Annotated in this window: 19 protein-coding genes; 8 read left to right on the top strand and 11 right to left on the bottom strand. The window is 61.6% G+C overall.

The features are described 5' to 3' along the window. The first annotated feature begins 153 nt into the window (after window positions 1-153). Entirely contained in the window at window positions 154-957 is an 804-nt protein-coding gene (locus tag HX868_RS07975; protein ID WP_095014807.1) for a SirB1 family protein, read from the top strand. Here HX868_RS07975 and HX868_RS07970 read toward each other — a convergent pair. The 4 genes from HX868_RS07970 to hmgA all read right to left on the bottom strand — a co-directional run bounded on the left by HX868_RS07970 (window position 954) and on the right by hmgA (window position 5,679). Continuing rightward, a complete protein-coding gene (locus tag HX868_RS07970) occupies window positions 954-2,321 on the bottom strand; it encodes an MFS transporter (protein ID WP_177002494.1) in 1,368 nt (455 codons plus the stop codon). The genes HX868_RS07975 and HX868_RS07970 overlap by 4 nt on opposite strands. Before the next feature lie 136 nt (window positions 2,322-2,457). After that, window positions 2,458-3,093, bottom strand: a complete 636-nt coding sequence (maiA, locus tag HX868_RS07965) for a maleylacetoacetate isomerase (RefSeq protein ID WP_177002493.1) — start codon at window positions 3,091-3,093, stop codon at window positions 2,458-2,460. A gap of 12 nt (window positions 3,094-3,105) precedes the next feature. Beyond that, on the bottom strand, window positions 3,106-4,392 hold the full coding sequence (fahA, locus tag HX868_RS07960) for a fumarylacetoacetase (protein WP_177002492.1): 1,287 nt from the start codon (window positions 4,390-4,392) through the stop codon (window positions 3,106-3,108). A 3-nt stretch (window positions 4,393-4,395) separates the two neighbouring features. Then, complete coding sequence (gene hmgA / locus HX868_RS07955) at window positions 4,396-5,679, bottom strand: homogentisate 1,2-dioxygenase (protein ID WP_177002491.1); 1,284 nt, start codon at window positions 5,677-5,679, stop codon at window positions 4,396-4,398. 120 nt (window positions 5,680-5,799) lie between these two features. Between hmgA and HX868_RS07950 the strand changes: the two genes are divergently transcribed. Then, window positions 5,800-6,579 carry an IclR family transcriptional regulator gene (locus HX868_RS07950; RefSeq protein ID WP_016978236.1) on the top strand — a complete coding sequence of 260 codons (780 nt, stop codon included), beginning with the start codon at window positions 5,800-5,802 and terminating at the stop codon, window positions 6,577-6,579. Between the two features lies 1 nt (window position 6,580). On the opposite strand, the gene dacB is transcribed toward HX868_RS07950, so the two are convergent. The 7 genes from dacB to HX868_RS07915 form a co-directional block, all read right to left on the bottom strand. After that, the gene (dacB, locus tag HX868_RS07945) at window positions 6,581-8,026 is read right to left on the bottom strand and encodes a D-alanyl-D-alanine carboxypeptidase/D-alanyl-D-alanine endopeptidase (RefSeq protein ID WP_177002490.1); all 1,446 of its coding nucleotides are present in this window, start codon (window positions 8,024-8,026) and stop codon (window positions 6,581-6,583) included. A gap of 51 nt (window positions 8,027-8,077) precedes the next feature. Next, a complete protein-coding gene (locus HX868_RS07940; protein WP_177002489.1) occupies window positions 8,078-10,495 on the bottom strand; it encodes a TonB-dependent siderophore receptor in 2,418 nt (805 codons plus the stop codon). Between the two features lie 109 nt (window positions 10,496-10,604). Next, window positions 10,605-11,540 (bottom strand): glutathione S-transferase family protein, encoded by a 936-nt coding sequence (locus tag HX868_RS07935; RefSeq protein WP_177002488.1) that lies wholly within the window; start codon window positions 11,538-11,540, stop codon window positions 10,605-10,607. 75 nt (window positions 11,541-11,615) lie between these two features. Continuing rightward, window positions 11,616-11,891, bottom strand: a complete 276-nt coding sequence (locus tag HX868_RS07930) for a GIY-YIG nuclease family protein (RefSeq protein WP_016978233.1) — start codon at window positions 11,889-11,891, stop codon at window positions 11,616-11,618. 37 nt (window positions 11,892-11,928) lie between these two features. Continuing rightward, on the bottom strand, window positions 11,929-12,399 hold the full coding sequence (locus HX868_RS07925; RefSeq protein WP_177002487.1) for a nuclear transport factor 2 family protein: 471 nt from the start codon (window positions 12,397-12,399) through the stop codon (window positions 11,929-11,931). A 92-nt stretch (window positions 12,400-12,491) separates the two neighbouring features. Then, window positions 12,492-13,127 (bottom strand): response regulator, encoded by a 636-nt coding sequence (locus HX868_RS07920; RefSeq protein ID WP_177002486.1) that lies wholly within the window; start codon window positions 13,125-13,127, stop codon window positions 12,492-12,494. Between the two features lie 186 nt (window positions 13,128-13,313). Further along, window positions 13,314-14,120, bottom strand: coding sequence for a response regulator (locus HX868_RS07915; protein WP_177002485.1), 807 nt, complete (start codon window positions 14,118-14,120; stop codon window positions 13,314-13,316). A gap of 388 nt (window positions 14,121-14,508) precedes the next feature. Here HX868_RS07915 and HX868_RS07910 point away from each other — a divergent pair, with 388 nt between their 5' ends. From HX868_RS07910 to HX868_RS07885, 6 genes are all read left to right on the top strand, one after another. After that, on the top strand, window positions 14,509-15,141 hold the full coding sequence (locus tag HX868_RS07910; RefSeq protein ID WP_177002484.1) for a DUF1120 domain-containing protein: 633 nt from the start codon (window positions 14,509-14,511) through the stop codon (window positions 15,139-15,141). Window positions 15,142-15,165: 24 nt separating this feature from the next. Next, a complete protein-coding gene (locus HX868_RS07905; RefSeq protein WP_177002483.1) occupies window positions 15,166-15,789 on the top strand; it encodes a DUF1120 domain-containing protein in 624 nt (207 codons plus the stop codon). A 67-nt stretch (window positions 15,790-15,856) separates the two neighbouring features. After that, window positions 15,857-16,483 carry a DUF1120 domain-containing protein gene (locus HX868_RS07900; protein ID WP_177002482.1) on the top strand — a complete coding sequence of 209 codons (627 nt, stop codon included), beginning with the start codon at window positions 15,857-15,859 and terminating at the stop codon, window positions 16,481-16,483. Between the two features lie 106 nt (window positions 16,484-16,589). Then, a complete protein-coding gene (locus HX868_RS07895; protein WP_343048057.1) occupies window positions 16,590-17,141 on the top strand; it encodes a DUF1120 domain-containing protein in 552 nt (183 codons plus the stop codon). Between the two features lie 63 nt (window positions 17,142-17,204). Beyond that, window positions 17,205-17,921 (top strand): fimbria/pilus chaperone family protein, encoded by a 717-nt coding sequence (locus tag HX868_RS07890; protein ID WP_177002480.1) that lies wholly within the window; start codon window positions 17,205-17,207, stop codon window positions 17,919-17,921. Between the two features lie 143 nt (window positions 17,922-18,064). Next, a complete protein-coding gene (locus tag HX868_RS07885; RefSeq protein ID WP_177002536.1) occupies window positions 18,065-20,473 on the top strand; it encodes a fimbria/pilus outer membrane usher protein in 2,409 nt (802 codons plus the stop codon). Window positions 20,474-20,481 lie beyond the last annotated feature (8 nt).

Here is a 20,481-nt window from a genome sequence, read left to right as displayed (position 1 = left end):
AAGTATAGGCTTGCGGCAGAAAACTGCCGGACCAGGCTGGAATAAGCCGCCCGATTTCACAGGGCTTGCGACATAAGCACGCAGGATATTTCCCAAGCCACTGGACGAAAATTCCCAGCAAGGCTAAAACGGGGGCATCTGCCGGAGAATGCAATGAATCCCCGCAAAGCCTTTTTCGCCTGCCTGGAACGCTCCCCACCCGCGCTGTTTGAAGCGGCGTTGTGGATTGCTGCCGAGCATGATCCGGCCGTAAAGCCCTTGCAGATCCTGCAGGAACTGACCTTGCTGCAACAACAGGTGAGCCTGGGCATGCCGCTGTTGCCGGCGGATGAACTGGGCCAGCCGCTGTTGCGGCGCTTGAATGACCTGGGATTTGCCCAGGATGAATTCACGCCCTTGCGCCCCGCCGCCGCCCTGCTGGACAAGGTCTTGCAACGCAAACGCGGGCAACCCCTGGCCATGGGCTTGATCGCCCTTGAGCTGGCGCGGCGCCTGGAGATCCCCATGGTCGGCGTAAATTTCCCCGGCCATTTCCTTTTAAGAGTCCCCGGCGCCGATCACCTGCTGGATCCCTGCGGTGGACGGCGCCTGTATCCCAACGATTGCCGTGATCTGTTGCAGCGCCAATACGGCCCCAACCTCAAGCTGCAGGCCGATCACCTCCACACAGCCGACCCGCGTTCGATCTTGCAACGGTTGTCCCGCAACCTGCGCCAACTGCACCTTTCCAACGACGACCCGCTCCAGGCCTTGATCGACGCCGAACGCGTGCTGGAATTGGGCAACGCCAGTGCCGCCGACTACCTGGCACGGGCCAGCCTGTATCAGCGCCTGGACTGCCCCAACGCCGAGCGCTTCGACCTGGAACACGCGCTGATGCTCAGCGAAGACCCGATCCAACGCCTGCGCCTGACCGAGCGCCTGGGCCACCTGCCGCCCAATTCAGTGGTGCATTAAGCCTGCGGTGTCTTGAGAATATCGCCCGGCAGCGGACTCTTCGGCACCTCGATTCCAGGCGAACGCACCTGAATGATCAACAACGCGGCGATCACCGCCGGTATCGCGCAGAAGAAGAAAATCTGCTGCACCGGAATATGCATCGCCAACAACAGGCTGCCAAACAGCGGCCCCAGGATTGAGCCAAATCGCCCTACACCCAACGCCCAGCCTGTGCCGGTGGCGCGCACGTGCGCCGGGTAGAAGTTACTGGCGAAGGCATTGAGGGTCAGTTGACCACCGATGATGCAAAACCCGGCCGCAAATACGCAGGCCACCAGGTAACGCGGGTTGTCATGATTCAGGCCGAGCAGAATGGTGCATACCGCAGCCGCTGCCAGCACGCTGGACAACAGCCGCACTTTGCTTTTCAAGCGGTCGGCAAACCAGGCCATGCCGATGGCGCCCAAGGTGCCGGCAAACAGGAACATCGAGGTCACCAGGTTGGCTTCTTTCAACGCCAAGCCACTTTCCAGCAGCAGCGACGGCAACCAGCTGATCATGAAATACAGCAGGATCAGGCTGACAAAAAAGGTCGCCCAGATCAGCAGCGTCGGGCGCGCGTAGCCGTTGCGAAACAGCTCCACCACCGTCAGCTTGCTGCCCTGCTCCTGCTGGTTTTCGGCCTCGGTCGCCGGCGGCGGTTGCCAGTCCGGCAGCATGCGTGACGTTACGCTCTGCAGCCGCGCATAGGGCGGTGCATCACGCAGCAAACGCGGCAAGGACTCCGGCAGCAGCCACACCAGAAACGGGAACAACAGCAGCGGCGTCACGCCACCCGCCAGGAACACCGCCTGCCAGCCGAAGCCTTCGATAAACCCCGCCGCTACAAACCCGCCCGCTGCGCCACCGAACGAGAAGCCACACGCCGCCAAGGTCACCATCAACGTGCGCAGGCGCGGCGGCGAGTATTCCGACATCAAGGCCATCGCGCTGGGCATCGCGCCGCCCATGCCGATGCCGCAGATAAACCGCGCGGCCATCAGCGTGTTCAGCGAATTGGCGAATACCATCAGCACCGTCAGCGTGGCGTAGATCAGTACGCAGCCAAGCAGGATACGACGCACGCCGAACCGATCCGCCAGCGGCGTGACCAGCAATGACCCCAAGGTCAGCCCCAGCAGGTTGGCGCTGAACACCGGGCCGAATGCAGCCTTCTCCAACCCCCAATCCTGGGCCAGCGCCGGCACCACGTAACCCAGGACCTGGGCGTCATAGCCGTCTGTCACCAGCAGCAGCGCCAGCAACAGGAGAATCAGCCACTGATAGCGCGACACCGGACGGGCGTCGAGCGCCGCGCGAAAGCTGGCAATCTGATTGTGCATCGCAAGGTACCTTTGATTTTATTTTTATGGTCTAGCGCAACGGTGTAGGAGCCGGCTTGCCGGCGATGGCGGTGAATCAGGCAACGATTGATCGACTGAAATAACGCTATCGCCGGCAAGCCGGCTCCTACAGGGGTCAGGGGGTGTCGGGTTGGCTGGCGGGGTGAGACTGAATGAATGCAGGATGCTGCGCCGCCAACGCCGCCACCCGCCCAATGCGCGAATACGCCGCCAGCGGCACCTTGAAGCGCTCGGCCGCATACAGTTGCGGGATCAAGAAGGTGTCGGCCAACCCCGGCTGCTCGCCGAAGCAAAACCCTTGGTCGCCGATCAACTGCTCCACCGCGCCCAAGCCCTGGCTGATCCAGTGACCGATCCATTCCAACAGTTGCGCCTCGTCATGCCCCCATTGGCGCAGCAGGTTCTGGGTGCTGGAGTTATGCAGCGGATGGATGTCGCAACCGATGATCGAGGCCACCGCGCGCTCATGGGCGCGGGTCGCCAGGTCCTTGGAGAGCAGCGGCGCCTGTGGATAACGTTCATCCAGGTATTCGATGATCGCCGGCGACTGAATCAACAGTTCGCCCTCCTCGGTACGCAAGGCCGGGACGCGACCTTGCGGGTTGATCGCCAGGTACTCGGGCTGGCGGTTGGCGCCGCCCGCCGGGACCAGCAGGTTGACCGGCACCGCGGTGAAATCCAGGCCCTTGAGCGCCAGGGCAATGCGCACCCGGTACGACGAAGTGGAACGGTAGTAGGTGTAGAGTTCCATCGCCCTGCCCTCCTAGCGCGCCGCGATCACGGTGCCACGGCATTCGCCGAAACCGATGGAGGTAAACCCCTCACGGTTGCAGCGCGCACGCAGGATGATTTCGTCGCCGTCTTCAAGGAACTTACGCACTTCGCCGGACGGCAATTCAACGGCTTTTTTGCCGCCTTCAGTCATTTCCAGCAGGCTGCCGAATTGACCGTTTTTCGGGCCGGACAACGTCCCCGAACCAAACAGATCGCCTGCCTGCAATTGGCAACCGTTAACGCTGTGGTGCGCCACCAATTGCGCAACCGTCCAGTACATGTGCAGGCTGTTGCTCAGGGCCAAGCGATGAGCCGGAAGGTTTTGTTCGCGCATGACGGCGGTGGTGAGCAGCACTTCCAGCTCGATATCCAGGGCACCTGCGGCCTGGTCACGTTTATCCAGCAGGTACGACAGCGGTTGCGGGTCGCCTTCAGGGCGCGCCGGTTGCGCTTTGCGGAACGGTTCCAAGGCTTCAGCCGTCACCACCCAAGGCGAGATGGTGGTGATGAAGCTTTTCGACAGGAACGGCCCCAACGGTTGATATTCCCAGGCCTGGATATCCCGTGCCGACCAGTCATTGAGCAGGCAGAAACCGGCGATGTGATCGGCCGCGTCACCAATGGCAATCGAATCGCCCATCTCGTTGCCCTGGCCGATCCAGATGCCCAGCTCCAGTTCGTAGTCCAGTCGCGCACAGGGGCCGAAGGTCGGTTCGGTCTGGCCAGCCGGCAGGGTCTGGCCCTTGGGACGGCGTACATCGGTGCCCGACGCGCGAATGGTCGAAGCCCGACCGTGGTAACCAATCGGCACATACTTGTAGTTGGGCAGTAGCGGGTTATCAGGACGGAACAGTTTGCCGACGTTTTGCGCGTGCTCGATGCCGACGTAGAAGTCGGTGTAGTCATTGATCCGCGCCGGTACATGCATCTGGCAATCGGCGGCGCGGTGCAGCACCTGCGCTTCACGGGTGTGCAGCTTGCTGCCTTCGGCCAGCAGTTCCAGCAGGCGCTCGCGCAAGGCCACGCGCGGGCCGCGACCCAGTTCAAAGAAAGCGTTCAGTTGACCACCGACAGTCGCTTCGACGGCGCGACGGGCTTCACCGTCGAACTCATCAATGGCGGCGTGCAGATCCAGGATCGAATCACCAATCGCCACGCCAGCGCGTGGTGCAGAACCGTTGATGCTGAACACGCCCAACGGCAGGTTTTGCAGCGGGAAGTCCGCGTGACCATTGGCGGAGGCCACCCAGCTGCGGGTAAGTGTGGGCTGAGTCATGGGTTATCTCCGGTTCGGGTTGAAGGTGGCGGGCAGCGAGGCCCAGCACGCGTCGTAGGCGGTTTGCAGTTGCGGGCAGTCCAGGGCGAACTGGGTGGGACGCAGCACTTGGCTGGTCTCGAACATGAAGGCCATGGTGTTGTCGATCTTGTGCGGCGCCAGCTCTACGTTGATGGCCTTGGTACAGGTCTCGCCGTCCGGGCCGTGGGCACTCATGCAGCTGTGCAGCGACGCGCCGCCGGGCAGGAAGCCTTCGGCCTTGGCGTCGTAGGCGCCCTGGATCAGGCCCATGTATTCGTTCATCAGGTTGCGGTGGAACCACGGCGGACGGAAGGTGTTCTCGGCCACCATCCATCGCGGCGGAAAGATCACGAAGTCGAGGTTGGCCAGGCCGTGGGTGCTGGTGGGCGAGGTCAGGACGGTGAAGATCGACGGGTCCGGGTGATCGAAACTCACGGTGCCAAGGGTGTTGAAGCGGCGCAGGTCATATTTGTACGGCACGTTGTTGCCGTGCCAGGCGACCACGTTGAGGGGTGAATGGTCCAACTCGCAGGCCCAGAGTTCGCCGAGGAATTTCTGCGCCAGTGTTGTCGGTTTCTTCACGTCTTCGTAGTGGGCGACCGGCGTCAGGAAATCACGCGGATTGGCCAGGCCATTGCTGCCGATGGGGCCCAGGTCCGGCAGGCGCAACGGCGCGCCATGGTTCTCGGCGACGTAACCGCGCGCTTGCGCATCCAGCAGCTCAACGCGGAATTTGAGGCCGCGCGGCAGCACGACGATTTCCAGCGGTTCCACTTCCAGCACGCCCAATTCGGTGGCGATGCGCAGGCGGCCTTGCTCGGGGACAATCAACAGTTCGCCATCAGCGTTGAAGAACACACGTTCCATGGAACGGTTGGCGCGGTAGTTGTAAACGCTGATGCCTGAAGGCTTTTGCGCCGCCGAATTGGCGACCATGCCTACCAGCCCATCAATGAAATCCGTCGGTTCGCTCGGCAAATCCAACGGATTCCAGCGCAAGCGATTGGGCGTCACCGCCCCCAGCGGCCCACCGGCCAATTGCCGTTCCAATTTGATGAAAGCAGGATGATTGGCCGACGGCTGAATGCGGTACAGCCAGGTGCGCCGGGCTTCACTGCGCACCATGGTGAACGCCGTGCCGGAGAACAGTTCGGTGTACAGCCCATAGGGCGCTTTTTGCGGGGAGTTCTGGCCGACCGGCAGTGCGCCGGGCAAGGCTTCGCTGGCGAATTCATTGCCGAAGCCCGACAGGTATTCGAGGTTCATGGATCGTCCTCTGTACGGAAGTTGTTTTTATCGTAATCCAGTTACGCATAACGTAATTTGATCACTGTCGACCGTCAAGCTATAAAGACGCCCATTCATCTCTCGGATTCTCGCCCTTCCATGGAAAAGCCCCGCGACACCGGTAAACAGAAAGTCCGCTCGGCCGAAGTGGGCACCGATATCCTCAAGGCCCTCGCCGAACTGTCGCCGGCGACTTCGCTGTCGCGTCTGGCCGAACATGTGCAGATGCCGGCGAGCAAGGTGCACCGCTACCTGCAGGCACTGATCGCCTCGGGTTTCGCTGAACAGAACACCGCCACCAACCACTATGGGCTGGGCCGCGAAGCCTTGCGCGTGGGCCTGGCGGCGCTGGGCAGCATGGATGTGTTGAAGGTCGGCGCGATGCCCCTGGCGGAGCTGCGCGATGAGTTGAATGAAACCTGCTTCCTGGCGGTATGGGGCAACCAGGGCGCGACCGTGGTGCAGATCGAACCCGCCGTGCGTGCCGTCACGGTGGTGACGCAATTGGGTTCGGTGCTGCCGCTGCTCAGTTCGTCCACCGGGTTGGTGTTCAGCGCCTATCTACCGTCGCGGGAAACCGTGGAGCTGCGTGAACGCGAAATCCAGGCTGGTATCGCCCATGCCCTGGCAGATGACCAGGCCTACGCCACCGCCTGCGAACAGATCCGCCACCGTGGCCTGCATTTTGTGCATGGTTTGTTGATGCCCGGCGTCGACGCGTTATCCGCGCCGGTATTCAACGCTATCGGGCAAGTGGCAGCGGTGATGACCGTGGTCGGCCCCACCTCGTTATTCCACGCCGACGAAGACGGCCCGGCGGCGCAGCACTTGCTGGCGGCGACCCGGGCCGTGAGTTGGCGCATGGGCTATCAGCCCTGAACTAGTCGTGCCACTGCACCAGGGCCAGCGCCACGCGGTTTTCCAGAGCGCGGATCGGTGCGGCGGTGCTCAGGTAGTTGTTGCTGATCATTGAAAACACCAGGCGCCGGCCCTGGGCGTCGGTGATGTAGCCGCTCAACGAAGACACACCGGCCATGGAGCCGGTCTTGGCGTGCAGGTTGTTTTCCGCCGCCGTCCCGCGCAAGCGATAACGCAAGCTGCCGCCGCTCATGCGATCGGTGTTGCCGGCGATCGGCAAGGCGTTGTACCAAGCGTCGAACCAAGGCTGTTTGGCCGTCGCCAGCAGCAGATCGGTGAGGTTCTGCGACGACACCAGATTGCGCCGCGACAAGCCCGAACCATCGACCTGGCTCAGCGTCATCGGGTCCAGACCCTGGCGGCGCATGAAGTCCGCCACTGCCGCGACACCCGCCTGCGCCGTGCCTGCATTCGACACTTTACGCCCCATGGCCTTGAGCAAGGCTTCGGACATGTTGTTGTTCGACAGCTTGAGCAGCGGCGTGATCAGTGCCTGCAACGGTGCTGATTGGTGCTCGGCCAGGACCCTGGCTGTCGCAGGGGTTGCCCCACCGATCACACGTCGCCCAAGTACCTGAATGCCCTGCTGCGCCAACGCCTGCTCAAACAGATTGGCCACCAGCTGCGTCGGCTCCCACACACTTATCCACTGCCGGCTTTGCTTGCCCGGCGCCAATGCGCCGGTGAGTTGCAGCAGATTGGTGCCGTGCTGGCGAGTGATCCCGTAATTGTTGCCAGGGCCGCTGACTGCACGGTTGCTCAGCTGTACGTAGTCGGTTGAAGGGCTCACCACCACGCTGACCGGTTGGCCAACCATGGCGGGCGCCTTTGCCGTGACCAGTAGCGTGCCCGCATCAAAATCCGTGTTGGGCGATACGGTCAGCGCGGAAATCTGCGCGCCGTAATAGGTGCTTTCATCGTCGTGTGCCCAGTCCACGCCCAGGCGTTCGGCGTCGAAAAAGGTATCGTCAAATACCAAGTCGCCCTGGACCTGGCGCACGCCCTGGCCCGCAAGCTGTGCCGCCAATGCCTGGTAATCAACGAATTGCGTGGTCGGATCGCCCAGGCCCTTGAGGTACAGGTTGCCGGTGAGGCGCTCACCTTGCTGCGTGCCGTTGCTCAGCAGTTGTGTGGAGAAGCGGTATTGCGGCCCTAGTACATCCATCGCCGCGGCGGTGGTGAGCAACTTGAGATTGGAGGCGGGAATCAGGCGGGTTCGCGGGTTGTGTTGATAGAGCGTGCTGCCGCTACGGGCATCACGCACCATCAGGGAAACCGTGGCGCCGTTGAGGGCCGGGTCAGCCAGGAGTTGCTCCAGGCTTGCCGGGGTGGAAGTCGGTGAAACACTCGCGCAACCCCCCAGCAAAACGCTCAAGCACAGCAGATGTAGCCATCGTCCAAAATGCATCAGTATCGCTTCCACCAAGACATCAGTGGCGGCAACGCTACCACAAACCCTTTAGAACTCCAGGGTGCTGGACACCGACACCTGTCGCGCATCGCCCATGGACACAAACAAGCGGCTGGCCGCCGAGGTGTAGTAGACGCGGTCGAACATGTTCTTCACGTTGAGCTGGAACTTGACCTTTTGCCCATCGATCTTGGTGTCGTAAGTCGCGAAGGCATCCGCCACCGTGTAACCCGGCAAGGTGAAATCGTTGGCCGCGTCGCCTGCACGTTCACCGACGTAACGCGCACCGGTGCCCACCCGCAACTGGTCGCCACCAAAGATGTTGCCGAAGTCATAAGCCACCGCCAGTGAACCGGTGTGCTTGGCGACATTCTGCAGGCGGTTGCCTTCCAGGGTCGGGTCCTTGTCCTTGACGTCCAGTGCATCGGTGTAAGCGTAGCTGCCGATCAGGCTCACCTTGTCGGTCAACTGGCCGGTGGCGTCCAGTTCCAGGCCACGGGAACGCACCTGGCCGGCAATGCTGTAGACGGTGTTGGCACCGGAGCCGACGGAGACCAGTACATTGCGTTTGTCGATATTGAACAACGCGGCGCTGGCGGTGATACGTCCCGGAATGTCGAGCTTGGCCCCCAGTTCCCAGGATTTGGACTCCTCGGGCGTAAGGTCGCCGGTCAAGGTGCTGCCATCGGCCAAGGCGGCGATGGTGGAGTTGGGTTTGAACGATTCGGTGTAGCTGCCGTAGAACGACAGTTCATCGGTGTAGCGATACACCAGGCCCGCACGCGGCACCCAGGCCTGGCCGTTGCCGTTGGTGTTGGCCTTGAACGGCACGCCTTTGCCGGCGTATTGGTCATACATCTGATAGCGCGCGCCGGCGACGAAAATCCACTGCTCGTTCAGGTGGAGGGCATCCTGGAAGAACAGCGAATCACTGCGCAGCAGGTCGGTCTGGGCGCTGTCAGCGGGGCTGACGTTGGTGCCCGCGACTTCATTGCCGTACACCGGATTGTTGTAGTTGAAGGTACCGCGTGAGTTCTGGCGGATCAGGTCGGCGCGGTAGATCTTGCGGTACTCGTCATCCAGGCCGAACACCACATCATTCTGCAGGCCGAACACATTGACCTTGCCTTCCAGGCTCGCGGTGGCAAAACGGTCCGTGGTGATTGCCCCTTTGGTGCCGTCCATCTTGCGTGTCAGGGTGCCATTGGTGTTCACCGCACTGACGCGCACTTGGCTGGCGTCATAGGTCTCGCGGTTCCAGCTGTAGCCGAAGTGGGCTTTCCAGTCATCGTTCAGGTCGTGATCGGCTTCGAAGCGGTACAGGTCGGAACGGCCTTCCATATTGTTGAAGGGTTCATCCAGGCGCCGTGTGGCCGGGATGTCCAGGGGGTGATTGGACTTGTCGATGGCGGTGCCACGGTCGAACGGGGTGAGAAATTCGCGGTGTTCGTAGGCAAGCAGCAACTTGGTGCTGTCGCCGTACCAGGCCAGGGACGGCGCGATCAGGCTCTCACGGTGAGTACCGAAGTTACGCCAGTAGTCTTCGTCTTCATGGTCGACGATCAGCCGATACGCCAGGCCGCTGTCGCCAATCGGGCCGGTGGTGTCGAGGCTGCCGCCGCTGCCGTTCTTGCCGTCGCCGAAGGTGGAGCCGCGCACGGTCAGGGCGGTGGACTGCACCAGCTCGGGCTTTTTGCTGACGATGTTCACCACGCCGCCAGGGTCCTGGATGCCGTACAGCAGCGACGACGGGCCCTTGAGCACTTCGACACGCTCCGCCGTGGCATTCAATGCACGCCCCTGCACGATGGGCATGCCATCGCGCATGATCGAGCCGTTACGGTTATCACCAAAGCCGCGCAGCATTACCGCGTCCTGGGTGCTGGCCAAGGTGTTGGCCTGGGTGATGCCGCTGATGTTACGCAGCGCGTCATCCAGATTGCGCGGGGTTTGGTCGCGCAGCACTTGGGCGGGCACCACGTTAACGGTCTGCGGGGTTTCCAGCAGCAGCGCGTGGGAGCGCATCACCGAACTGGTGGGCGGCGGCTGGTAGCTGGTGCTGTCCTGGGCCTGGCCGACACCGCTGATGGTGGTGGCGCCGAGGTTGACCGCGCCTTCGGTCGGCACCGGCTCCAGGGCCAACGTGCGGGCATCGATCTGGCGGAAGGTGAAACCGGTGCTGCTCAGCAGGCGTTGCAGGGCCTGGGTCGCGCTCATCTGCCCGCTGACCGCCGGAGCCTGGAGGCCATAGGGCGCTTCATCGGTGTAGATCACGCTGATCCCGGTGACCCGGCTGAAGTCGCTCAAGGCTTGGGGCAACGGTTTGGCCGCCAGGGCAAAGTTGAACTGGGCGCTTTGCTGTTCCTGCGCCTGCGCCACACACAGGGGCAGCAAGGCCAGCCCCGATGCCGCCAATACCGAGGCTCCCAGCCACTGTTTAACCAACCCGCCCGCCGTCGACTTCATGCTGTGAGAACCCGTGTAGAAAACGCTGTTAATGCGAATTGATCGCAGTTTCAAGCACTACACGGATGGGCCGTGGATTTACCTCACCTTTATTTGCAAATATTTTTGTTTATTGCGCCTGGATGCGAAACCCCATGCGTGGGAAATGCACATGCACGATGCCGGCACGCTCATCGGTGCGGCGCAGGATTAGCTCTTCGCGCCCGGCAAACAGCAGTTCGCCCGCCACCGGGTCGGTGCCGTAGTCGGTGGCGCAAATGGTCACCTGCTGGCCGGCCTTGAAGCCGTTCAAGTCCTCGAAGACTTCTTCAGGCAGAACAGCCGGCGCCGCATTGCGCGATACGTCCAGGGCCTGCTCGGCGCTCATCTGGGTGGCTGTACCGTGGCCGAAGCCCAGCACGCGATCCAGCCAAGCGGCAACGGCAGGATAGGCGTCCACCAACGGCGACGTCACGGAAGAGCCTTTGAGGAACCACAGGGGATGGGCCAGGGCAAAGTCGGCAATCGACGGCTCGCCGAACAGGAAATCCCCCGCTGAGTGCTGCAACTGCTGATTGATGCGATGGATGATCGTCGGCCACTGGTGCTTGGCCTGGTCCAATTGCACGCGGGTTGCGGTGCCGCCGCTGAACAGCTTGCTGCGGTCCGCCACCAGCACCTGGATCATTTCCGGCGGTACCTTGGCAAATTTGACCGCCAGGGATTCGGGCTGGAACACCAGCGCCACCGCATGGGAAAACACCACCGAGTCGGCCCAGGCGGCGAAGGCTTGGGTGACCAGTTCCAGGCCTTGGGGAAACAGCGCCGGCGCGGATTTTTCCTGCTCCAGGCGTCGCGCGATCAAGGCGGTGTCGCAGTAGATATCCGCACCGACTTGCAACACCGGCGTTTTGCGATAACCGCCGGTCAGGGCGGTGAGGTCCGGCTTGGGCATCACCGGTGAGATGTGCACCGAGCGCCAGGACAAACCCTTGAAGCCCAGCAACAGGCGGGCTTTTTCAGCAAAGGGGGACTGCGGGTAATGGTGGAGGATTAACTCAGACATGCCAGGCTCCGCTTGAGAAGTGAACCGCCAGCTTAGCCTGCAACCACGCGATTGGGGACGATGGGAACCCATCAGTCAAATCAATGAGCCGCTCGCCGCCAGACACTCCTTGGCGCTCTTCTTCAACTTCTTGATCAGCCGTTCCTGACGCAACGCCTCCCCCTTGCTCGCGCATTGCTCGGTGTACACCAGCGCTACCGCCGGGCTCGACAGGAAAAACCGCGCGCCCTTGCCGCTCTGGTGAGAAGCAAAGCGGCGCACCGGGTCATTGCTGATGCCGCAGTAGAGCGAGCCATTGGCAGCGCGTACCAGGTAGACGAACCAGGGTTTGGGTTCAGAAGGATCAGTCACAGGTAGATTCGGCTAATACAGAAGAGCGCCAAGCTTATCAACGACTGGCCTGGAATGCCTTCAAACCACGCAACGCCTGGGCACGTACGGCGTTTTTCACCAGCGGCGCCCAACCCAACAGCAAGCCCTTGGTGCCCAGCGCCTGCCGCGACCAACGCCACAGATCAAAGCTGTCGTGGTGTTCGCAGATCTTGCCGTCGCGAAACACAAAGCGCGCCTGGATATCGTTGACCACCTTATTGCCGGTGGCGCTGAACAAGTACGTCGCCACCCAATGGGCACTACCACTGCGCTCGTCGCTACGCACATTGTCGAAGGTCAGGGAAAAGTCCTTGGCCCGCGTGGTCAGCATGCGCCACATGTCCCCGGCATCACGGCCGTGCAGTTCGCCAAACGCAGGGTCGCTGAACACCACATCGTCGGTGTAGCAGGCGGCCATGGCCTCGGCGTCCAGGCGCTGGAAGGCGCTGTAGAACTCGGTGATCAGGGCGTTATGGGCATCACTCATGGGCAGGCTCCGCGGGTGTCGAAAAGAGTAGGCGCACGATAAGCTGCCCGCGCGGCCAAGGCTACTGACATTCGCCACGCAAATACCCGAGCTTAAGGCACCATGCCATTGCTGCGCGCATAAGCAAACAAATCCACATCGGTGGAGATGCACAACCGGTTCATCGCCGTGCTTTTCTGTTTGCTGATGGTCGAGATGCTGCGGTTGACTCGGGCTGCGATCTGGCTGACGGTCATCCCGCTGGCGAGCATGCGGACCACTTCGCGCTCCTTGCCGGACAACTGCGGCTCGGCTTGCTGATCATGGCTGCCGATTTCAACCATTTGCTGGCGCAGGCACTCGCTGACAAACGTCTGGCCGCCACACACCGCCTTGATGGCTTGCGGCAACTCCCGGGCCGACGCACTTTTGGCCACGATGGCCCTGGCGCCGTGGGCAAACGACGCCCTCAGGGTGGCCACGTTGGCAAACATGGTGACCAGAATCACCGGCATCTGGGGATATTGACGATTCAGCAGGCCCAGCAACCCATAACCATCGGCCTGTTGATTGCCCGGCATGGCGAAGTCGGTGACCAGCACATCGCAGGGTTGATTCGCCACCAATTCCAACAGTTGATCGGGGCCATCTGCCTCGCCCACTACCTTGCATTTGCCATTGGCCTCGATCACCACTTTCTGCCCGACCCGCACAATAGGATGATCGTCAGCGATAATTACACGGAGCATGGGAACCACCTGGATTGCCAGTTGAGTTGCCGCACGTTACCGCTAGTGGCTTTCAGCCACAACCGCCGCTGGCCGTCGTTTTCCAGCACGGTCCAGCAATCAATGAGCCTCAGGCTAATGCCTACAAAACAAACAGAACCTGCCTACTCTTAAAGACTACATAAAGGTCAGAAATGTCCTGCAAATCTACAGCGAAGACAAGTACATCACGTAGCTGTGAATGTCCTTGAGCAGCACACCGAGTGAGCGTGCGTGTCGCGCCACCCCTTCTCGCGCCACCGCATCAATCATTCGTGCACCTCGGGTTTCCAGGGAGTCGGCGCCTAGGAACGCAACGCTTCCAATCAGACGATGCAAATGCTGTGCGGTGGCGCAGGCATCCCTTGTGCGCCGGGCTTCGGTCAGCACGGCGAGGTCCACTTGCGCTTCCCCAACCAGGGTCTGCAACAGTTGTTCCACCGTCGTTACGCTGCCGAAGGTTTCGAGCAGGCTCGCGCGCGTCGGCCAGTGCGGTGCGGCCGCGGGCCGATAGGGTCGGACGCTGAGGGGTAACCAATCGGTAAGCACGTCGCGCAATTTTTCGAAGGTCACGGGCTTGAGTAACCAGGCGTCCATACCGGCTGCCACGCACCGCTGTATCTGCTCTGGCCCAAGGGTGGCCGTAAAGGCAATGATCGGTACGCGCCCAGTACCGGCCAGGCGTTCGTTGCGCCGCACTTGCCGGGTCATGGCGTAGCCGTCCATGACGGGCATCTGGCAGTCGGTCAGCACCAGGTCGATGGGCTGGCGCTCCATGACCACCAACCCCGCCTGGCCGTCGTCCACCACCACAAACCCGAGCGCCAGCTTATTCAGGATCCAACCGAGCAAAATTCGGTAGGCCGGGTGATCCTCCACCACCAATACCGTCAACCTTTGCCATTTCACAGGCACCACGCGTGACGACGCAGACGCGCGATCGGCATCCTCGTCGGGTGGATTACCCGGCTGCATGTTCACCTCGACTACTCGGTACAACGAACGGAGAGACAGGCTCGCCACCTCACCGGGCGCACCTTGCGAGTGCGCAACGCCGACGAATCATTTGAATGGCTTACTACGCAAAAAACACAATGAAAATAGTTAAATGCATATTTTTTGACGATACAACAACTACGAAAAAACCATTTCTCCTACATATTTAAATACTTCTTCCGACGCCTTTCTCAGCCTACGCCGATTGTCGTAATTGTTGTATTCCCCGTAATAGCCACCCTCGATAAATTGCGCCGCATCCCGATACGGGGAGCAGCCAAGATCGCGCTGCCAACGCTATAAACACCACCGCCAGCCTCGCCCGGCGGTCGGCATGCCACGAAATGGAATCGTCTGGAATATGGAAATGAAAACGTCTCTCACCGCGCTCTGCGCTGCACTCTTGATTGCCAACTCCTTGCAAGCGCTCGCCGCCAGCAGTGTTGAACTGACTGTCAGCGGCACGATTGTGCCAAGCGCCTGTACGCCGTTGTTGTCGGCAGGCACGGTGGAGCACGGCAAGCTGTCGGCAAAAGACTTGAGCGTCGATCAAGTGACCAAGCTGACCGACGCAACCCTGCAACTTCAGGTCACCTGTGACGCGCCGACCCTATTTGCTTTGCAGGGCGTGGATAACCGCGCAGGTTCCTCCAGCGATATTTCCGGGCAGAGCTACGGGCTCAACCTCATCAATGGCAACCAGAAGCTGGGCTTCTTTCACCTTCGCCTGCTCAACCCGGTGGCCGACACCGTAGCCATCACGCCACTGGCATCGATGGACAACGGCAACACCTGGACCAACGCCACTGGCTCTACCTGGCCTCCCCAGCAATTTGCCGGCTTTGGCGACCAGAGCGGTGGTGCATGGGCGCCGATCCAGATCCAGGAATTGATCACCGAACTGCACGTCATGACCTACATCGCCCCCACCCGGGACCTGGACCTGAGCAATGAAGTGCCCATCGATGGCTCGGCGACCCTGGAAGTGAAGTATCTGTAACTCACCCGAAAAGGTATTTGCCCCATGAATCACTGCATCACAGCCCTGGCGGCGAGCCTGCTGATGGCCAACGCGACCACTGCCCTGGCGGCCAGCAATACCGACTTGAGTGTGACCGGCTGGATTACCCCCAATGCCTGCACACCAGGGTTGTCGGATGAGGGCAAAATCGACCATGGCAAACTCACCAAGCGTGACCTGCACCCGGACCGGAATACGCTGCTGCCGCGCAATACCTTGCAATTGGAAGTGCGGTGCGAAGGTGCAACCCTGTTTGCCTTGACCACGCTCGACAACCGCGAGGGCTCAGCAGTGATCCCTAACCATCACGGCCTGGGCACGACCGCCAACAACGAAAACCTGGGCAGTGTGTCCATGGCGTTAAGCAACCCCGTGGCAGACCTGACGACGCCTGTGCGCACCATTGTGTCCCTGGATGGCGGCGCCAGCTGGTTTGTCGGCACACAGTTGAATCATCTCAGCCTGCTCGCGGTCGCCTCGGTGGACAACCCTACCCAGCCGATGGCGGTGACGAACTTCGATGCGGACATCACGCTCAACACCCGCATTGCTCGCGCCGACAGCCTGACCCTCACCGATGAAGTCCCCCTCGACGGGCACGTGACCGTCGAGTTGCGTTACCTGTAAGCCCTGCAAATCCCGTAAGTCCCTGTAAACCCCGTATTCCTAGTCCGACAATGGAGCTTTACCCGCAATGAAAAAACTATTCTGCACCAGCATCGCTGGCCTGCTGATCGGCAACGCTTTGCCTGCGTTTGCTGCCTCTACCACTGACCTGACCGTCACGGGTTTGATTACACCTAGTGCGTGCACACCCAGCCTGTCCTCGGGTGGGCTTGTCGAATACGGAAAGGTCTCGGCAAAGGACCTGGATCCGATCAGAACGACGATATTGGCCGATGCGCGACTGGAAATGGAGATTCTCTGCGAAGGCCTGACCGCCATGGCGCTCAAGCTCATCGACAATCAACAAGGCACCAGCATCAACCAATACAACTTAGGGTTGGGACTCACGTCCGCCCAAGAAAAAATCGGCATGGTCAGCATCAGATTCGAAAACCCCATGGCCGACAACGTAGCCGTGCATGTCAGTGAATCGCAGGACGGTGGTCAAACCTGGGCGCCCAACAATGGCCAGGCGTTCTACGCCCTATCACTGCATGCCCCGAGTAATCCGGCGGACATGACACAGCCCATTTCCAGCACGCGCTTCACCACCGGTTTGAAAATCAATGCCGTGATTGCCCGCGCCGATAGCTTGACTCTGACTGGAGAGGAAGCCTTTCGGGCCAACGGGACCATTGAAGTGAATTACCTGTAAATACCCCCCCAACCCTAAGCGGTCCCACACGATGACAAGATCTACCCATCTATGGGCGACAGTCTCGCTCGCCTTATACCTGACTCCGTCCATCGCCGGGTCCGTCGTGGACTTGGACGTCAAGGGGCTCATCACGCCCCGCGCCTGCACAGCATCGCTGTCGGACAACGGTCTGGTCGATTACCAGGAAATCATGGCGAAGACACTGCACCCCAGCCAATTTACCGTGCTGCCTGACAAGCAAATGGGCTTCAGCATTGTGTGTGACGCCAAGGTGTTGTTCGCGCTGGTGGGTATCGACAACAAATCGGAGTCGTCCCTGGAGCCGCAACGTTTATACGGGTTGGGCATGAACATTCACGCCCCCGGCGAGCGCCTGGGCAGGGTCAGCCTGTCGCTGCGCGGGCCAGTGGGCGATATGCAACCGATGCACACCCTGGTCTCGCCCGACAAGGGCGAGACCTGGACGCCCGAGCCTAACGTGTACCCAGGTCTCTACATGGGATTTGCCCGAATGGGCGAGACGCTGCCCACGCCCATCGCGCAACTGGTGGCGTCCCTGCGCGTAGACACCTCGATCAGCCCGGCCAACACCTTGACGCTCCAGGAGCGGGTGCCCCTCGACGGCTCGATCACGCTGGACCTGCTGTACCTCTGATAACGCGCGGCCCGTGCCCAGGCGACATACCGGGTACCGGGCGGCCAACTTGAGAAACCTGTCATGAACCCGATAATTTCCGCTTTGCGCAGGGGGTTGCTCCCCTGTTGTGCTGCCCTGGGGGTGCTCGGCGCAGCCACTGCATTCGCCGATGGCATGGTGCCAGACACCTCGGTGGTGATCGTCAACGAGGCCGACGGCGAGGCCAGCGTCTCAGTCACCAACACTGACAATAAACTGGCCCTGCTGCACGTGAGCCTTGAAAGCATTCCCGAGGACACCGACTCGCTGTTGTTCGTAACGCCGCCGCTGACACGGGTCGAGCCGTCCAAGAGCCAACTGGTGCGGTTCATTCTGCAAACCCAGGAACCGCTGAAAACCCAACGCCTCAAACGCGTGATCTTCGAGGGCATGCCCCAGCAGCGCGACCCCGCCCAGGCCGGGCGCGCGCAGGTGGGGGTGACCGTGCGGCAGAACCTGCCGGTCATTCTTCATCCCAAGGGGCTGGCCCCCAACCGCACACCGTGGCTGGGCTTGATCTGGACCTTGACCGCCGACCAACTCAGCGTCCGCAACCCGACGCCCTATGTGGTGCGCATGGCCCAAGAGCTGCAACTGGTTCCCGGTACCGGCACGGCAATGCTGCCGCGCACGTACGTACTACCGGGTGAAACGCTAACCGTCACCGCCAGCGGTTCAGGTGCCACTGCCGTACGTATACAACCTGCCACCGTGTATGGCTTTGCCGTGCCCGCCCACGAAGCGCCCATCACCCTGTGAAGCAACGGCGCCCAGGGATGCAATGGCGCTAATAATAACGAAGTGGCCACTGACCTAAGGCCACCGGGAAGGCGACCAACCGCGATAGGGAAGCGCGCCGGGCACTTCCGTCCAGAAAAGAGTGCACTTGTGTGAACACAGTCATGAATTACCGTGACGGCAACGCCGTGCCCGGCGTTTCACCACGCCTGTCACTGTTGATGCTGGTCATCGGCCAGGGGCTGCTGACAACTCCCGCATGGGGCGCCTTTGACTCACAAACCCTGCTCCAGCGCGGGATCGACCCCGAACTCGCCCATTTGCTGATGGAGTCACCCCGCTTCAGCCAGGGTCGCCACGCGCTCAATCTAACGGTCAACGGCCAACGCCGAGGACGCGTCGATGTCAGTTTCGATCGCCAAGGCGCGCTGTGCTTCGACCCACCGCTATTGGACGCGGCACAACTGGTAGTCCCAGCGTCTGGCCCCGGCGAGGAAGACAGCTGCTACGACTTCCTCGAAGAATACCCACAGACGGTAGTCGAACCCGACACAGCCAGCCTAAGCCTGGCGCTGGTGGTACCCACCCAGGCCCTGCGCCCGGTCACCCAAGATATTTCCGGCTATCAAACCGGTGGTTTTGCCGCGCTGCTCAATTATGACCTCACCGGTCTCTACAACCACTACGGCGACGACACCAGCCGCTTCGGCTCGGCTAATACAGAAGTTGGTTTCAACGTCGGTGACTGGATCGTACGCAGCCGCCAAGTGCAGACCTGGCAGGACAGCACCTCCAGCACGACACACCTCGACGCCTATGCCCAGCGCACATTCGCCAGCCAGCAGGCAGTGTTGCAGGCTGGGCAGATCAACCTCTACAACCCTGTGCTTGCCGGTGCGCAGATCACGGGTGTGCAGGTGCTGACCGAAGAGGCGCTGCAAGACCAGAACCAGGGCGCGACCATCGACGGCATCGCCAATGGCCCGGCCCAGGTGGAGGTGAGGCAAAACGGCACGTTGATTCACTCCACCGTAGTGCCCGCCGGCCCGTTTACCTTGAGTAATGTGCCGCGCCTTAATGGGCGCTCCGACGTCGAGGTGACTGTCAAGGAAGCCACCGGCGAGGAACGCCGCTTCACCGTTCCCGCCGCCATGCTCGGTCTCGGCTTGCCGGCGCCAGGCTACTCGGTGGCGGCAGGACAGGTGCGCAATATCGGCAACAGCGACGGTGCAGAACCCTGGGTAGTCAGCGCCGGCTACAGTGCCGCGCCGCACCCGCAAGTCAGCGTGGGCAGCGGGGTACTGGCGGCCGAGGAATACAAATCGGCGGGCGTGAGCCTGGGGTTGTTGCCATGGCCGGACAGCCAGGTGCAATTGGCCCTGGTGGCCTCCGATGCCACACGGCGCACCCAGGAGCGCGGGGTACAGACCGACCTGTCGTGGTCACAGAAATTGGCCGAGCGCTGGTCGTTGACGGCTGCCAATTCGTGGCGTACCCAGGGCTACCGCGACCTCACCGAGTCGACCTACACCACCGACACCCGCGAGCAGCAACGCGCGCGCTATCGTGACCAGCAAAGTGCAACCACTTCGTGGTCCCATCCGCAATTGGGCGCGTTCACGGCAGGGTTTTCCCGCTCGTCGTCATTCCAGGGCGACAGCAGCAGCCGTGGCCTGGCCGCCTGGGGGACGCAAGTCGGCGGGCTTTCGGTGTCGGCCACAGCCGAATGGCACATGGGCGGACGACGCTATAACGACGACAGCGTCTACCTGACCGTCAGTGTCCCGCTTGGCAGCAATCGCCGGGGTCGGGCGTGGGTGCGTAACTCCGGTGGCGAGCATCGCACGGGGCTTGGGCTTAACGAACAGATCAATGATCAATTGGCTTATCGGGTTGGTGTCGAACATGACACCCGCGACCGCGAAGTCGAATCATCCCTGGGCGTTTCGGCGCTGCCGTACTACAGCCAGCTGGACTTCAACTACACCCGCTCCGATGCCGAGCGGTCGAGCTATCAAGGCGGTGCGCGAGGCGCGGTGGTGCTGCACGGTGGCGGTGTGACGTTCTCGCCCTATCCCGTGCGCGACACCTTTGCCGTGCTGTCAGTGGGCGACATGGCCGGCATCAAGGTCAACACTCCCAGTGGCCCGGTATGGACCGACTGGCAAGGCCAGGCCGTAGCCTCCCAACTTAGCGCCTACGGACGCAGCCCGTTGGAAGTGCAAACCCGCTCGCTGCCGCGTAATGCCGATATCAACAATGGCCTGGCCGTAGTGACGGCCGGACGGGGTGCGGTGGACCGTGTCGAATTTGGTGTAGCCCTGACCCGGCGAGCCCTGCTGACCCTCGACAGGCCAGTGCCAAGAGGCTCGACGGTGACCACCGAAGACGGCGAATTCATCACCCTGGTCCAGGAAAACAACCAAGTGTTTCTGCCCGATGTCCTCGACACCCGCACGCTGTGGATCAAAGCCCCTGACCAACCCCGTTGCCATTTGCGCTTCGAGTTGCCCGCCAAGGCCGATCCCCACGTGTACTACGAAACGGCCCCAGCCCGCTGCCAGAACCCTTGAGGAAAAGC

It is taken from the genome of Pseudomonas reactans (assembly GCF_013385825.1).
GTDB lineage: Bacteria > Pseudomonadota > Gammaproteobacteria > Pseudomonadales > Pseudomonadaceae > Aquipseudomonas > Aquipseudomonas reactans.
The sequence above is the reverse complement of the archived record's forward strand: the minus strand, read 5'-3'. Positions and strand labels throughout refer to the sequence as shown.